At 64.4% G+C, this 14,797-nt stretch carries 15 protein-coding genes; 12 read left to right on the top strand and 3 right to left on the bottom strand.

Translation table 11 applies throughout. The annotated features are described in order from the left end of the window. Positions 1 to 137: 137 nt before the first annotated feature. Complete coding sequence (locus tag MIN45_RS02430; protein WP_286293155.1) at positions 138 to 521, top strand: DUF6394 family protein; 384 nt, start codon at positions 138 to 140, stop codon at positions 519 to 521. A gap of 6 nt (positions 522 to 527) precedes the next feature. After that, a complete protein-coding gene (locus MIN45_RS02425) occupies positions 528 to 2,294 on the top strand; it encodes a potassium channel family protein (RefSeq protein WP_286293154.1) in 1,767 nt (588 codons plus the stop codon). Here the strand turns inward: MIN45_RS02425 and ispH are convergent. Next, entirely contained in the window at positions 2,291 to 3,235 is a 945-nt protein-coding gene (gene ispH / locus MIN45_RS02420) for a 4-hydroxy-3-methylbut-2-enyl diphosphate reductase (RefSeq protein WP_286293153.1), read from the bottom strand. The genes MIN45_RS02425 and ispH overlap by 4 nt on opposite strands. A 153-nt stretch (positions 3,236 to 3,388) precedes the next feature. On the opposite strand from ispH, the gene hfq reads away from it, so the two are divergent. The 7 genes from hfq to MIN45_RS02385 all read left to right on the top strand — a co-directional run bounded on the left by hfq (position 3,389) and on the right by MIN45_RS02385 (position 10,099). Next, on the top strand, positions 3,389 to 3,637 hold the full coding sequence (gene hfq / locus MIN45_RS02415; protein WP_286293152.1) for an RNA chaperone Hfq: 249 nt from the start codon (positions 3,389 to 3,391) through the stop codon (positions 3,635 to 3,637). A 26-nt stretch (positions 3,638 to 3,663) separates the two neighbouring features. Then, positions 3,664 to 4,950, top strand: coding sequence for a ribosome rescue GTPase HflX (gene hflX, locus MIN45_RS02410; RefSeq protein WP_286293151.1), 1,287 nt, complete (start codon positions 3,664 to 3,666; stop codon positions 4,948 to 4,950). 65 nt (positions 4,951 to 5,015) lie between these two features. Continuing rightward, the gene (gene hflK / locus MIN45_RS02405) at positions 5,016 to 6,179 is read left to right on the top strand and encodes an FtsH protease activity modulator HflK (protein WP_286293150.1); all 1,164 of its coding nucleotides are present in this window, start codon (positions 5,016 to 5,018) and stop codon (positions 6,177 to 6,179) included. After that, positions 6,179 to 7,054: a protease modulator HflC gene (gene hflC / locus MIN45_RS02400; protein WP_286293149.1), complete on the top strand. Its 876-nt coding sequence runs from the start codon at positions 6,179 to 6,181 to the stop codon at positions 7,052 to 7,054. The genes hflK and hflC overlap by 1 nt, the downstream gene beginning before the upstream one ends. A 77-nt stretch (positions 7,055 to 7,131) precedes the next feature. Continuing rightward, positions 7,132 to 8,319, top strand: coding sequence for an ATP phosphoribosyltransferase regulatory subunit (locus MIN45_RS02395; RefSeq protein WP_286293148.1), 1,188 nt, complete (start codon positions 7,132 to 7,134; stop codon positions 8,317 to 8,319). Between the two features lie 14 nt (positions 8,320 to 8,333). Beyond that, positions 8,334 to 9,626, top strand: a complete 1,293-nt coding sequence (locus MIN45_RS02390) for an adenylosuccinate synthase (RefSeq protein WP_286294100.1) — start codon at positions 8,334 to 8,336, stop codon at positions 9,624 to 9,626. Between the two features lie 32 nt (positions 9,627 to 9,658). Next, complete coding sequence (locus MIN45_RS02385; RefSeq protein ID WP_286293146.1) at positions 9,659 to 10,099, top strand: RipA family octameric membrane protein; 441 nt, start codon at positions 9,659 to 9,661, stop codon at positions 10,097 to 10,099. 20 nt (positions 10,100 to 10,119) lie between these two features. Here MIN45_RS02385 and MIN45_RS02380 read toward each other — a convergent pair whose 3' ends face one another. After that, positions 10,120 to 11,025 carry a serine/threonine protein kinase gene (locus tag MIN45_RS02380; RefSeq protein ID WP_286293143.1) on the bottom strand — a complete coding sequence of 302 codons (906 nt, stop codon included), beginning with the start codon at positions 11,023 to 11,025 and terminating at the stop codon, positions 10,120 to 10,122. Between the two features lie 53 nt (positions 11,026 to 11,078). Here MIN45_RS02380 and MIN45_RS02375 point away from each other — a divergent pair, with 53 nt between their 5' ends. From MIN45_RS02375 to MIN45_RS02365, 3 genes are all read left to right on the top strand, one after another. Beyond that, on the top strand, positions 11,079 to 11,945 hold the full coding sequence (locus tag MIN45_RS02375) for a YicC/YloC family endoribonuclease (RefSeq protein ID WP_286293142.1): 867 nt from the start codon (positions 11,079 to 11,081) through the stop codon (positions 11,943 to 11,945). Positions 11,946 to 11,947: 2 nt separating this feature from the next. Further along, entirely contained in the window at positions 11,948 to 12,562 is a 615-nt protein-coding gene (gene gmk, locus MIN45_RS02370; protein ID WP_286293140.1) for a guanylate kinase, read from the top strand. 103 nt (positions 12,563 to 12,665) lie between these two features. Further along, complete coding sequence (locus MIN45_RS02365; RefSeq protein WP_286293139.1) at positions 12,666 to 13,466, top strand: lytic transglycosylase domain-containing protein; 801 nt, start codon at positions 12,666 to 12,668, stop codon at positions 13,464 to 13,466. 10 nt (positions 13,467 to 13,476) lie between these two features. Here the strand turns inward: MIN45_RS02365 and MIN45_RS02360 are convergent, their stop codons facing one another. After that, entirely contained in the window at positions 13,477 to 14,781 is a 1,305-nt protein-coding gene (locus MIN45_RS02360) for an HDOD domain-containing protein (protein WP_286293138.1), read from the bottom strand. Positions 14,782 to 14,797 lie beyond the last annotated feature (16 nt).

Raw genomic sequence — 14,797 nt, 5'->3', positions numbered from 1 at the left:
GGCTTCATGGTGGAAATGAACGACCGGGCTATGATAACCGATTGACCTCCAGCGTCATGGGATCGGAGCGAACGGATTCCGCTGTGGCGGCAAACGCGCGATAATGCGCCCTTCCCAAACCGGCCGCGAGGTAGCGCATGAATCTGGAAAAAGTCATCTTCGGTTTCTTCATCGTCCTGGCGTTGACCCTCAACTTCGGCTTTTTCCTCGGCGAGATGGACAATCCCCAATATCACAACGCCTACGAATTGTTCGTGCTGGTGGTGGTCAACCTCATCGCCACCGGCCTGAAGCTGGGGGATCGGACCCAGATCGGCGCCATTCTCCTCTCCACCAGCCTGGTGGCGGATCTGGAATTGATCGCGGCGGCCATCTACTGGACCGTGGTGGTCCACGTGACCGAAACGGGGATGACCCCGGACGTGACCGCCAGCATCGTTTCCCTGAGCGGCGGGGCGCTGGTGGCCAACATCGTGTCGGTGGTGATGGTGGTAGCCGAGACCCTGATGCTGCGGCGCTGACCGGTCATGGCGATCCGTCCGAGACCGGCGAACAACCCGGTCATCTTCATCATCCTGCGCGAGATGCGCACCCCCATCCTGGTGCTCATCTGCGTCTATGCGGTGGCGATCCTCGGTATGGCGCTCATCCCTGGCCGCGACGGCGAGCCGATGAGCATCTTCCATGCCTTCTACTTCGTCATGTACACCGCCACCACCACCGGTTTCGGCGAGATTCCCGAGGAATTCAGCGACGCCCAACGCCTGTGGGCCATCGTCTGCCTGTTCGTCACCGTCATCACCTGGCTGTATTCCATCGGCGCCATCATCCGTCTGTTGCAGAACCGCTTCTTTCAGCTGGCGCGGGAGGAATGGCATTTCATCGCCGCGGTACGGCGCATCAGCGAGGATTACTACATCCTCTGCGGCTTCGGCGACACCGGCAGCCTGCTGGCCCGGGGATTGAGCGACGCCGGCATTCCGGCGGTGGTGCTGGACAAGGACGAAAACCGCATCCGGGCGTTGAGGCTGCGCGACTACAATGTGCCGATGCCGGGGTTGTGCTGCGATGCCAGCGTGCCCCGCTTTCTCATCGACGCCGGGGTGCAGGCCCCCAACTGCAAGGGAGTGATCGCCCTGACCCACGACGAGGAGGTCAATCTCAAGATCGCCGCCGTCTCCCGTCTGCTCAACCCCAACATTCGTATCATCGCCGTGTCGGCTTCCCAGTTCCATGAGGAGACCCTGGCCACCCTGGGGCGCGACACCCATTTCGTGGATCCGTTCAAGGTGTTCGCCCGGGGGCTGGGGGCGGCGATCGTCAACCCGCCGCTTTACGTGCTCAACGAGTGGCTGGCCCACGCCCGGGGCATGACCCTCGACATGCGTTTAAGGCTGCCGCCGCCGGGGCGCTGGATTATCTGTGGTTACGGTCGCATGGGGCGGGAAGTCAATCATGTGCTGCACAATTTCGGAGTGGAAACGGCAGTGATCGACCCGCATCCCCCGGAAGAGGACATCGACATCTACATTCGCGGCCGGGCTACCGCCAAGACCCTCAAGGCGGCAGGGATTCGCAAGGCGGTCGGGGTGGTGGCCGCCAACGACGACGACGGTCACAACCTCAGCATCATCATCAACGCCCGGGGGCTCAACCCCGGGGTATTCATGATCGTGCGCCAGAACCGCCACCAGAACGAGGTGGCGTTCAACGCCGCCAATGCCGACATCATCATGCAGCCGTCGCTGGTGACGGCGCGCAAGATTCTGTTCATGATCACGGCGCCGTTGCTGCGGCCGTTCTTCAGCTTCCTACTGCGCCGTCACCGTCTCGATGTCCAGTTCATGGAACGGTTGCTGATTCGCCTCAAAGAGACGATCGGCGACGAGTGGCCGCAGCTCGGATCGGTGGTGTTGTCCGAAAAACACGCGCCCGCCCTGTATCGGGCTTGGGGCGAAGGCGCCCGGATCCGCCTGGGGGATCTGCTGCGCGATCCACGGGAACGGGATGCGCGTCTGGCGATCGTTCCCTTCGTCATCCGCAGTCGTGATGAGAGGCTGGCGTTTCTGCCGGAGGACGACATGGAAGTGCAACCGGACGACGAGTTGCTGCTGTGCGGCACCGAGGCGGCGCTCACCTGGCTGGAGGCGACCCTCAACAACGAACACCTGTTGTTTTACGTGGTGACCGGTCGCGACCTGCCCCACGGTTGGTTGTTGCGCTGGCTGTACCGCCGGCGCTACGGCGTCTCCGCCCTGTGCTGGTCGCCGGCCTCGTCCGGAGCGGGCGCCTAGGCGGACTGGCGCAGCCCCTTGGGGATGGAGAACACCACCTTTTCCTCCACACCGGGGGTTTCCTCCACCGTCTCGCCGCCCCATTCCCTGAGCCGGGCGATGACCTGCTGGACCAGCACTTCCGGCGCCGAGGCGCCGGCGGTGACCCCGACGGTGCGGGCGCCTTCGACCCACTCGCGCCGCAGCTGGGCGGCATCGTCCAGCAGATAGGCCGGTCGGCCCAACTTTTCGGCGATTTCCCTCAGGCGGTTGGAGTTGGAGCTGTTGGGGGAGCCGACCACCAGGACCACGTCGCACTGTCCGGCTAGTTTCTTCACCGCGTCCTGGCGGTTCTGGGTGGCGTAGCAGATGTCTTCCTTCTTGGGGCCGACGATGTTGGGGAAACGGCGCCTTAGTGCTTCGACGATGGCCTTGGTGTCGTCCATCGACAGCGTAGTCTGGGTCACGTAGGCGAGATTGTCCGGGTCGTTGACCTGGAGCTTGTCCACGTCCTGCGGGGTTTCCACCAGATAGATGCCGCCTTTGGGGTTGTCGGTCTGGTACTGACCCATGGTGCCTTCCACCTCCGGGTGGCCGGCGTGGCCGATGAAGATGATTTCCCGCCCTTCCCTGGCGAGGCGGTGGACCTCGATGTGAACCTTGGTCACCAGGGGGCAGGTGGCGTCGAAAACCTTGAGATTGCGCCTTTCGGCCTCTTCCTGCACCTTTTTGGAAACGCCGTGGGCGCTGAAGATCAGGGTGGCGCCCTCCGGGACCTCGTGCAGTTCCTCGATGAAGATGGCCCCGCGTCGGCGCAGGTTGTCGACCACGTAGCGGTTGTGGACCACTTCGTGACGCACGTAGACCGGCGCGCCGAAGGCGTCGATGGCGCGTTCGACGATTTCGATGGCCCGGTCGACGCCGGCGCAGAAACCTCTAGGATTGGCGAGCAGAATTTGCATGGATATTGAACCTTGGAAAATGGCTGATGGAAGGGTTGAGGGAAAACTTTCCAACCTGGAGAGCGTCTATGATAATGGCGCATGGCCAATTTGAATAGAATCTGTTTTAATACCAACCATCCTTCCCGGGCAAAACAATAAGGAGAATTGCGGATGTCCAAAGGCCAGAATCTACAGGATCCGTTCCTGAACACGTTGCGGAAAGAGCACATTCCCGTCTCAGTCTATCTGGTCAACGGGATCAAGCTACAGGGCAAGATCGATTCGTTCGATCAGTACGTCATCATGCTGAAGAATTCCGTCAGCCAGATGGTGTACAAGCACGCCATTTCCACCATCGTGCCGGCTCGGCCGGTGCGCATCCCCCACGGCAATCCGGACGAAGGCGGTCCCGGCGCGTGAATGCACCTCGATAGTCCGACCGGTTGATGCAGCTTTTCGAGCGTCCCGGCGCCGGTGAGCGCGCCGTTCTGGTCCACATCGCCACCACCTTCGACGAAGAGGATCTCGCCGAGCTGGACGCCCTGGCCCGGGCCGCCGGGGCCGAGCCGGTCGCGACCGTGACCGGCAGCCGCCAGCGTCCCGACCCCCGCTTCTTCATCGGCCGCGGCAAACTGGAACAGTTGCGCCAGACCGTCGCCGCCCACGAGGCAGAGCTGGTCCTGTTCAACCACGCCCTGTCCCCCAGCCAGGAACGCAACCTGGAACGTGAACTGCAGGTTCGGGTGGTGGACCGTACCGGCCTGATCCTGGACATTTTCGCCCAGCGGGCCCGTTCCTACGAGGGCAAGCTGCAGGTGGAGCTGGCCCAGCTGCGCCACCTTTCGACCCGCCTGGTGCGGGGCTGGACCCACCTGGAGCGCCAGAAAGGCGGAATCGGCCTGCGCGGTCCGGGGGAAACCCAGCTCGAAACCGACCGCCGCCTGATCGGCCAGCGCATCCGCCAGATTCGCCAGCGTCTCGAACGGGTGGACAAGCACCGCGCCCAGGGACGCAGCGCCCGCAGGAAGGCGGAGTTGCCCACCATCGCCTTGGTAGGCTATACCAACGCCGGCAAGTCCACCTTATTCAATGCGCTGACCGACTCGGGGGTCTATGCCGCCGATCAGCTGTTCGCCACCCTCGATTCCACCCTGCGCCGCATCGAGCTCGACAGCGGCGCGGCGGTACTGGCCGACACCGTCGGTTTCATCCGTCACCTGCCCCACGAGCTGGTGGCCGCGTTCCGTTCCACCCTGCAGGAAACTTGCGAGGCCCAGGTGGTGCTGCACGTCATCGACGCCAGCCATCCGCGCCGGCGGGAGAACGTCGAGGCGGTGTACGACGTCCTCGATGAGCTCGGCGTGGTGCGGGACCGGGTGCTGGAAGTCTACAACCAGATCGATCGCCTCGACCGGCAGCCGCGGCTGGAGCGGGACGCGCAGGGCCGGCCGCGGCGGGTGTGGCTGTCGGCGGCCACCGGCGCCGGCCTGGAGCTGCTGAAGGAGGCATTGGCCGAACGTCTGGGCGAGCACGTTTTCCGCGCCCGTGTGCATCTGCTTCCCGCGGAAGGGGGGGTGCGCGCCCGCCTGTTCCGTCTGGGCAAAGTCCTGCACGACGAGGTCGATCCCGACGGCGGCTGGAACATGGAAGTGGAGCTGCCCGAGCGCCACAGGGGCGTGCTCAGGCACTTGGCCGGGTATAATGAGGCGCTCGAACCGGAACTGAAATGCTAAACTAGCGCCATTTGCGATCGCTGCGCGGTCAATTTTCCAAGAATCACAATCAGGAGCACAAATCCATGTCCTGGAATGAACCGGGTGGAGGCAAGAAAGACCCCTGGAGCGGTCAGGAGCCGGGCGGCAGTCCGCCGGATCTGGAAGAAATCATTCGTTCGCTGCAGGAAAAGATCGGCCGCCTGTTCGGCGGTGGCGGCGGTGGTGCTACGGCATCGGCCTTCGTCGTCTGGGCACTGGTCGGCATCGTATTCATCCTGTGGCTGTTGTCCGGCTTCTACATCGTCGACGAGGGCAACCGCGGGGTCGTGACCCGTTTCGGGCGCTACACCGAAACCACGATGCCGGGTCTGCACTGGCACGTTCCCTATCCGGTGGAGGCCGTCGACATCGTCGATGTGGAACACCAGCGTTTCCTCGAACTGGGTTACCGCACCGGGGTCGGGTCGGTGCCCCAGGAAGCCCTGATGCTCACCGGGGACGAGAACATCGTCGACGTACGCCTGGCGGTGCAGTACACCGTCAGCAGCGCCCGGGATTTCCTGTTCAACATCAAGGATCCGGAAAAGACCCTGCGCGAAGTGACCGAAAGCGCCTTGCGTGAGGTCGTAGGACAGCACACCATGGATTTCGTCCTCACCGAAGGCCGCAGCGAGATCGCTGCCGAAGTGAAGAAGCTGGTGCAGCAGATCATGAACAGTTACGGTTCCGGCATCGCCGTCGAAACCGTCAACCTAGTGGACGCCCAGCCGCCGGAGGAAGTGCAGGATGCCTTCGAGGACGCCATCAAGGCCCGCGAGGACAAACAGCGCTTCATCAACGAAGCCCAGGCCTATGCCAACGAGGTGATTCCCAAGGCCCGCGGCCAGGCCGCTCGCATCCTCGAGGAAGCCCAAGGGTACAAACAGAAGATGATCGCCAAGGCTCAGGGTGAGGCCAGCCGTTTCGAGCAGATCCTGGCCGAGTACGAACAGGCGCCGGAAGTGACCCGGACCCGTCTGTATCTCGACGCTCTGGAGGCGGTGTTCAGCAAGACGGAGACGATCATGGTGGACGTGAAAGGGGGCAACAATCTGCTCTATCTGCCGCTCGACCGCCTCAAGGCGGCAGCGGTGCCAAACCTGCCCCATTCGCAGACGGTGCTCAGCGGGCCGGCGGCGGCCCAGCAGATGCTGCAGCGCCAGCCACTGCGCCGGGTGGTGCGTGGTCGTGAAGGGAGGGGACGCTGATGGCACAGTCGAAATGGGGATTGGGCCTGCTGGTCCTGTTGTTGTTCCTCGGATACAACTCACTGTTCACCGTTCACGAGACCGAAAAGGCGATCAAGTTCCGCTTCGGTGAGATCGTCCGCTACGACTACGCGCCGGGCCTGCACTTCAAGGTTCCGGTTCCGGTGTGGAACAGCGTCAAGAAGTTCGACGCCCGCATCCTCACCCTGGACTCGAAGCCGGAGCGCTTTTTGACCTCGGAGAAGAAGAACGTCATCGTCGATTCTTTCGTCAAGTGGCGGATCAAGAACGTCAAAACGTTCTATATCACCGTCGGCGGCGATCCGCGCCAGGCCAACATCCGCCTGGACCAGATCATCAAGGACGAGCTGCGCAGCGAGTTTGGCAAGCGCACCATCCGCCAGCTGGTGTCCACCGATCGCGAGGTGATCCGTCAGATCCTCCTTAAGGCGACCCAGCCGATCGCCGAAAAGCTGGGGATCGAGATCATCGACATTCGCATCAAGCGTATCGACCTGCCGCCGCGGGTGTCCAGCTCGGTGTACGAGCGGATGCGTTCCGAGCGTGCCCGGGTGGCCAAGGAGTTCCGCTCGCAGGGGATGGAAGCGGCCGAGCGCATCAAGGCCGACGCCGACCGCCAGCGTGAGGTGATCATCGCCGAAGCCCGCCGCGACGCGGAAAAGATCCGCGGTGAAGGGGACGCCGTCGCCTCGGACATCTACGCCAAGGCCTACGGCAAGAACGAGGAGTTCTTCGCTTTCTATCGCAGTTTGAACGCCTATCAGAAGTCGTTCGACCAGGAGCGGGACATGATCGTCCTCGAGCCGGCTTCGGACTTCTTCCGCTACTTCAAGCACGAGAAGCCGAAGCGCTGAGCGTCCAGGCTGAATCGGGTGCCGGTTCCGATGGCAATCGGGACCGGCCTTCGTTTGTAGATTCGGAGTCGCCATCCATGCCTCAAGGACTTCCCACCGACCGCTGGCTGCTGCCGGACGGCGTCGAAGAGCTGCTGCCGGCGGAGGCCGCCCGTCTGGAAACCCTGCGCCGCCGCCTGCTCGACACCTGCGGCGCCTGGGGATACGAACAAGTGGTGCCGCCCCTGATCGAGTTCCTCGACGCCCTCCTGACCGCCGGCGGTCACGATCTGGAGCTGCAGACTTTCAAGCTGACCGACCCCTTGAGCGGTCGTCTGTTGGGAGTGCGCGCTGACATGACTCCCCAAGTGGCGCGCATCGACGCCCACAATCTCAAACGGGAGGGACCGACCCGGCTCTGTTACGTGGGCACGGTGCTGCGGGCCTACGGCGATCCCCTCGAGCCCTCGCGCAGCCCGGTGCAGATCGGCGCCGAACTCTACGGTCACGCCGGTCTCGAGGCCGATCTGGAAATCATCCGCCTGATGCTGGCGCTTTTGGCCGAGAGCGGCATCACCGATGTCCATCTGGACCTGGGGCACGTGGGGATCTATCGCCATCTGGCGCAGGTCGCCGGCCTGGACGAGGATAGCGAGGCGACGCTGTTTTCCATCCTGCAGCGCAAGTCCCGTCCCGATCTCGACGCCTTCCTGGGCGGACTCGACATTCCACCGCCGCTCAAGGCCCAGCTGGCGGCGCTGATCGCGCTCAACGGCGACGACGAGGTGCTTTTCGAGGCCCGGGCCTGCCTGAGCGGCGATGAGGTCGCCGGGGCGATCGATTCCCTGGCCCGGGTGGCGCAATCACTGCGGCGTCTGCATCCGGGCCTGCCGATCCACTTCGATCTGGCCGAATTGCGCGGCTATCACTACCATACCGGTCTGGTGTTCGCCGCCCTGGTGCCCAACGTGGGACGGGAGATCGCCCGCGGCGGGCGTTACGACGCCATCGGCGCCGTGTTCGGCCGGGCGCGGCCGGCGGTGGGGTTCAGCGCCGATCTCAAACAGCTGATGCGCCTGGGGACACTTCCCGACGATGGCCTGCGGCGCCGGGTATGGGCGCCTGCGGGCGACGAACCCGAGCTGCTGGAGGCGATCCGTCAGCTGCGGGCCGAGGGTTGGCAGGTGATCCAGGCCCTGCCGGGGCAGGCCGAAGCGGAGGCGGATTGCAACTGGCGTCTGGTGCGGCAGGACGGTCGCTACTTGACACAACCGATAACCGATTGAACTTGTACAAGCGCATGGGAAAGAACGTCATCATCATCGGCACCCAGTGGGGTGACGAAGGCAAGGGTAAGATCGTCGACTGGCTCACCGACCGGGTCGGGGCGGTGGTGCGCTTCCAGGGGGGCCACAATGCCGGCCATACGTTGGTCATCGACGGCCGCAAGACCGTGCTCCACCTGATCCCCTCCGGTGCTCTGCATGCGGGGGTGGAGTGCCTCATCGGCAACGGTGTGGTGCTGTCCCCCCCGGATCTGCTGGCGGAGATCGAGAGCCTGGAAAAAGCCGGGGTGGAGATCCGTTCGCGTCTTGGGATCAGCGCCGCCTGCCCCCTGCTGCTGCCGGTGCACGTGGCTCTGGATCACGCCCGTGAAGCGGCCCGCGGCGCCAAGGCCATCGGCACCACCGGGCGTGGTATTGGGCCGGCCTACGAGGACAAAGTGGCCCGACGCAGCCTGCGCGCCGACGACTGGTTCCATCCGGAGCGCCTGGCGGAGAAGCTGAACGAGTTGCTGGCGTATCACAATTTCATGCTGACCCGCTTCTACGACCAGCCGGCGGTCGATCCCGTCCGCGCTCTGGACGAACTGCTGGCCTGGGGGGAGCAGCTGCGGCCCCTGGTGATCGACGTGGGCGCCCGGCTCGACGCCCTGCGCCGTCAGGGCGCCGACCTGCTGTTCGAGGGGGCCCAGGGCGCCCTGCTGGACATCGACCACGGCACCTATCCCTTCGTCACCTCCTCCAACACCACCGCCGGCGGGGCGGCCTGTGGCAGCGGGGTGGGGCCGCGGGATTTCGACTACGTCCTTGGCATCACCAAGGCCTATTCCACCCGGGTCGGCAACGGGCCATTCCCGACCGAGCTTCACGACGCCGTGGGACGGCATCTGGCGGAGAAGGGGTACGAATTCGGGGCCACCACCGGGCGGCCGCGGCGCTGCGGCTGGTTCGATGCGGTGGCGATGCGCAAATCCGCCCGCCTCAACAGCCTGTCGGGCCTCTGCCTGACCAAGCTCGACGTGCTCGACGGCCTGGAAGAGGTCGCCCTGTGCGTGGCCTACCGTCTCGACGGCCAGGTACTGGACCACCCGCCGCTGAGCGCCGAGGATTACGCCCGTTGCGAGCCGGTTCTGGAAACCCTGCCGGGCTGGCGGGAAAGCACCTTCGGTCTCACCCGCCTGGAGGATCTGCCGGCCAACGCCAGGGCTTATATCCGCCGTATCGAGGAACTGCTGGCGGTACCGGTGACCATTCTCTCTACCGGGCCGGATCGCCAGCAGACCATCGTGCTGGAACATCCCTTCGACTGAAGGGCCGCTCTGGAACAGACAAGGGGGGAACCATGACAGTTCATCAACACCATCTGGACGAGATTGACGTCGAAGTGCTACTGGAGCTTTACCGCCAGGCGTGCATCAACGCCCGGGCCTACATCCGGCTGCGTTACCTGCGCTTTGCCATCTTCGTCGCCATCAACGCCGTGGTCGGGGCCGCCACCTTCGCCATCGCCGAGCTGCATCCCTATCACATCTACATCGCCCTGTTCGGTATCGTGCTCACGGTGCTGTTCTGGATCCTCGACAGCCGGACCCAGAAGTTCTACGACCTCAAGTGCCGCCGGATCCTGGCCTGCGAGAAGCTGCTGGGGGTGGCGGACTATTTCGTTCCCTTCACGGAAGAGGCACCACCCGGACTGCCGATCCGGGTGTTGATGCATCTGATTTTCGCCACCATCCTGGCCGGATGGCTGGTGCTGGAATTGCTGATCGTCCTGCAGCCCTGACGTGAGCCCCCTTTCCCCGGTTATCTTTCTGAAGCCAGCAACGTGCGCAGTTCGGCCGCCGTCTGGGGGCGTTTTCCCGGCTCCAGCGCCAGACAGCGGTCGATGGCTTCGAGAAAGAGGGGCGGGTGCCGTCCCGTCGAGGTGGTGGCGAGGGGTGTGAGCGAATCCTGCTTCAAGCGCCGGGAGGCTTCGGGCAGGGGGCGTCGTTCCAGGCAGTAGCGCAGGGTGGCCCCGAGTCCGTAGAAATCGCTCCAGGGGCCCAGGGGCCAGTGCTTTCCATACTGTTCGGGAGGCGAGAATCCGGGGGTGCGGACCTTGCCCGGGCGACGCCAGTCGGTGGCGGCGGGAAACGGGCGGGCGGCGCCGAAGTCGAGCAACAGGGGGCTGCCGTCGGGACGGATGAGGATGTTCTCCGGCTTCAGGTCCAGATGCACGAAACCGTGGCCGTGGATGCATTCGAGGGCGGACAGCAGCGCCAGGGCCAGCTGTCGCAGGAAGGCGGCGTTCAGCTGGCGGGGACGGTGTTTCAGGTGCCAGGACAGCAGTTTGCCGTAATCGTAGCTCATGACCATGTAGACGGTCGCGTTGGCATGGAAAAAACTGTTGACCTCGACGATGTTGGGATGCTTTAGGGTCGCTAGCATCTGCGCCTCGGCCACGAACAGTTTCCGTCCCCGCAGGAAGGCGCTGCGGCAGTCCTCGTCGTTGGGGACCACGGCGCCGTTCCAGTCGCGGTAGGCGAGACGGCGGGGGAGGTACTCCTTGACCACCACCTGGGTCATATCCTCCAGCCGCCGGGCGAGATAGACCGCGCTGAAACCGCCGTCGGCCAGCGGGCGCTCGATGACGTATCGGTCCACCACCAGCCCGCTGGGGAGGTGGTCGAAGGGGCGCTCGGGGGGCGGTCCCGGGGACTGGGCTTTCATCGGCGGTGGATTGCGCTTACCATCATGTCCCTTAAGCATAGATGGAAGAGGCCATGATCAAAAGCATGACGGCGTTCGCCGAGGCTCAGGCACGGGCGGAACCTTACGCGGTGCGCTGGGAAATCCGCTCGGTCAATTCCCGCTACCTGGATCTGATCCCGCGGCTGCCGGAAAATTTCCGCTTCCTGGAGCCGGAGATCCGCCAACGCGTCTCCCGGCAGCTGAAACGGGGCAAGGTGGAATGCGCCCTGCGTCTTGATCCTTTGCCGGATGTGGAATGGACCTTCGCGCTCAACCAGCCGCTGGTGACCGCGCTGGTGCGGGCGCTCGTGGGCATCGAGACCCAGCTGCCGGCCTCGACGCCGCCTTCCCCGATCGATGTGGCCCGCTGGCCCGGGGTGTTGAAGGAGCCGGAAGTGGATCGGGAGACATTGGGAGGCGCCGTTCTGGAGGCGCTCGACCAGGCCCTGACGCAGCTGGTTGCGGTACGGCGGCGGGAGGGTGAGCGGCTGGCGCAGTTCCTGCGCCAGCGGGTGCAGGAACTGCGCCGCTGGGTGGCCGAAGCGCGGCAGCGCCTGCCGCAGGCCCTGGCTGCACTGCGGGAGAAGCTGACCGCCCGCATCGAGGAAGTCTGCGCCGAGCCGGACCGCGACCGCTTCGAACAGGAGTTGGTGTATCTGGCTCAGAAGCTGGACGTCAGCGAGGAACTGGACCGGCTCGAGACCCATCTGGACGAGATCGAGCGCCTCCTGACCCAAGATGCGCCGGTGGGCCGGCGGCTGGATTTTCTGTGTCAGGAAATGAACCGCGAGGCCAACACCCTGGCCGCCAAGGCCGCTTCCACCGCCCTGACCCAGTGCGCCCTGGAGATGAAGGTGCTGATCGAACAGATGCGCGAACAGGTACAGAACATCGAATGAATATGAGCAAAGGGACTCTTTTCATCGTTTCCGCCCCTTCCGGGGCGGGCAAGACCAGTCTGCTCAAACGCCTGCGGGAGGAGATGGACCGTCTGGTCATCTCGGTTTCCCATACCACCCGTCCCGTCCGTCCGGGTGAGGTCGACGGGCGCGACTATCATTTCGTTTCCCGCCAGACCTTCGAACGCATGATCGCAGAGGGGGCGTTTCTCGAATACGCCAGGGTGTTCGACCATTACTACGGCACCGCCCGCCAGCCGGTGCTGGACGAGTTGGAACGGGGCTACGACGTCATCCTGGAGATCGACTGGCAGGGCGCGCGTCAGGTCCGGGAGAAACTGCCCGAATGCCGTTCGATCTTCATTCTCCCTCCCTCCCGGGAGGTGCTGGAACAACGCCTGCGCCGGCGCGGCCAGGACAGCGAGGAAACCATCGCCCGGCGCATGCGCGACGCCAAGGCCGAGATCGCCCATTACGACGAATACGACTTTCTGGTCGTCAACGACGATTTCGATCAGGCCCTGAACGAACTCAAGAGCATCGTCGTCGCCGACCGCCTGCGGCTGTCACGGCAACGGGAGGCATTGACCGACCTGCTCAGGCAGCTGCTGGCCTGAGCTGTCAGAAATTTTTACAGCTGTCGGGACGGATCACCGGAATTCGTGGAGTGGTATCTATTTTGCTAATTGAATTGACAAGGCGATCACTTTGGGGATGGCGATGAAATCCTGGCAGTGTTGGCTTCTCCTGGGTTGTCTGCTGCTGCTCTCCTGGCCGTCATGGAGCCGGGCGGATGGGTTGCCCGCCGCGCGCTTGCGGCAGGCCGCCCGCAGCTTCGAACTTGGGGCCGCAGGCCAGCAGGATCTGGGGCGGGCATACCGCCTTTACTGCCTTGCGGCCGCATTGCACGACCGCCGGGCCATGTTCCGTCTGGGCTGGCTCCGTTTCAACGGCCGGGGGGTGGCGCGCGATCCCCGCATCGCTCTGGGATGGTTTCGGCGTGCCGCCCGCCACGGGGACGGTTACGCCCTGCGGATGGTGCGGCGGTTGCGCGGTTTCCGGCCGGCCGCAGATCCGCGTTGCCCCCTGACCCGGGATCCCGGGCGTTTCGACCGTCGCCGCGTGGTTGCCTGGGCGAAGCTGCTGGGTGCCGAACTGGGGGTCGATCCCCGTCTGGTGGTGGCGGTCGTCAAGGCCGAGTCGGATTTCAATCCCACTGCCCTGTCTCCCAAGCTGGCCTACGGGCTGATGCAGCTGATGCCGGAAACGGCCCGGCGTTTCGGGGTGAACCGGCTCGATCCGGTGGAGAATCTGATCGGCGGAGCGCTCTATCTGCGCTGGCTGCTGCGCCATTTCAGAGGCGACGTGGGACTTGCGCTTGCGGCCTACAACGCAGGGGAAGCGGCGGTCCGGCGGCACCGGGGCATTCCACCCTATCGGGAGACCCGCCTCTATGTGCGGAAGATCCTGGCGGACTACCGCCGCCGGCGCCATGCGATCCCCCAGCCGCTGCGCTTCTGAACCTGCGGCTTCAGCGCAGCAGCGCCAGCGTTTCCTGGATCTCGGTCTTGGCCTCGTGCAACACTTTGAGGGAATATTCCGGTGACAGGCGGCCGTCGCGCAGTTTCTGGCCGGCCGGGATGGCGCTGATCATGGGAACCTGGTCCCGTTGGCCCTGCTCCATGCAGTGATGCAATTTCGACAGCATCACCAGGTCGCTGAGAGTCAGTTCGGGGCCGCTGTCGTAGTGCCAGGCCTCGGCCAGCAACGGCACCTGGGTGAGTTCGTCGGCGAATCCCCAGGTTTTCAGGAGGTAGTGCCCGACCGGGCCCAAGACGGCCTTCAGGGTCCGGTCCAGATCTTCCTCGGTATAGTGGTCCCGGGGAAAGTCGCTGACGAACACCAGGAAGGGAATGGCGCCGATCTCGCAGGTCAGCCCGGCCAGCAACGCCTCTTCCGGATCGGGCCAGCGGTTGTCCTTGGCGAGCACGTAAGTCAGGGCGGAGAGGTGCAGCCCGTCCCGCCAGATCCTTTGCATCCGTTTCCGCAGCCGAGGGTCGCGGCACTGGAACAAATCCTTCAGGCACAACGACATCACCAGATTGCAGGTGGCTTTCAGTCCCAGGCGGTTGACCGCCTCCAGGCAGTTGGTCACCGGCCTGGCCGCCAGGTACAGGGGGCTGTTGGCGACCTGGATGAGACGGGCGGCGACGCTGGCATCCAGCTGGACGATCCTGGCCGCCTCGGCGATACCGATGTCGTCCCTGTCGATGGCCCGGCGCAGGCGCACGGCAATGTCGGGCAGCATCGGCAGTTTCGTTTCCTCGTCGGTCAGATATTGGCAGAAAGCCTGATAGAGGGTGGTTTTGCGCACCCAGGCCGGGACATCCCAGTTTTCCGGCCGCGACAGGCGGTCATCGTCAAGGACCAGATTCTTGTGCATCACGCGGGCGGAGACCCGCAGCACCTCGACGTCGCTTTTGGCCACGGCGGTGGCCTTGTGGGCGTCTCCGTGGGACAGGGGGAAACGGGATTTGGCCGAGCCGGCGACGACCTCGTATTCCTGGTTTTCGCCCAGGATCATCGTCACCGTGCCGTTCAGCAGATAGAGCACGGTGTCCTCCGAGGTGCCTGTTTCGAACAGGATGGAGCCGGCGCCGTAGGTTTCCGTGGTCTGGTTCAGGGAGAAGGCGCGCAGCTCCTCCTCGGGCAGATTGCGGATCGGGATCAGTTGCTGCAGCTCCGTCAACGTCACCGGTCTGGGTGTGAGGGTGGCAGCCGGTTTGCGTCGGGGCCCGGCGGGTCTGCCGGCTTTTTTCAACAGGCGTTTCAACATGGAGACACCTTGTAAT

The organism is Methylomarinovum tepidoasis (genome assembly GCF_030294985.1).
In the GTDB taxonomy this organism is placed as follows: Bacteria; Pseudomonadota; Gammaproteobacteria; order Methylococcales; family Methylothermaceae; genus Methylohalobius; species Methylohalobius tepidoasis.
The sequence above is the reverse complement of the archived record's forward strand: the minus strand, read 5'-3'. Positions and strand labels throughout refer to the sequence as shown.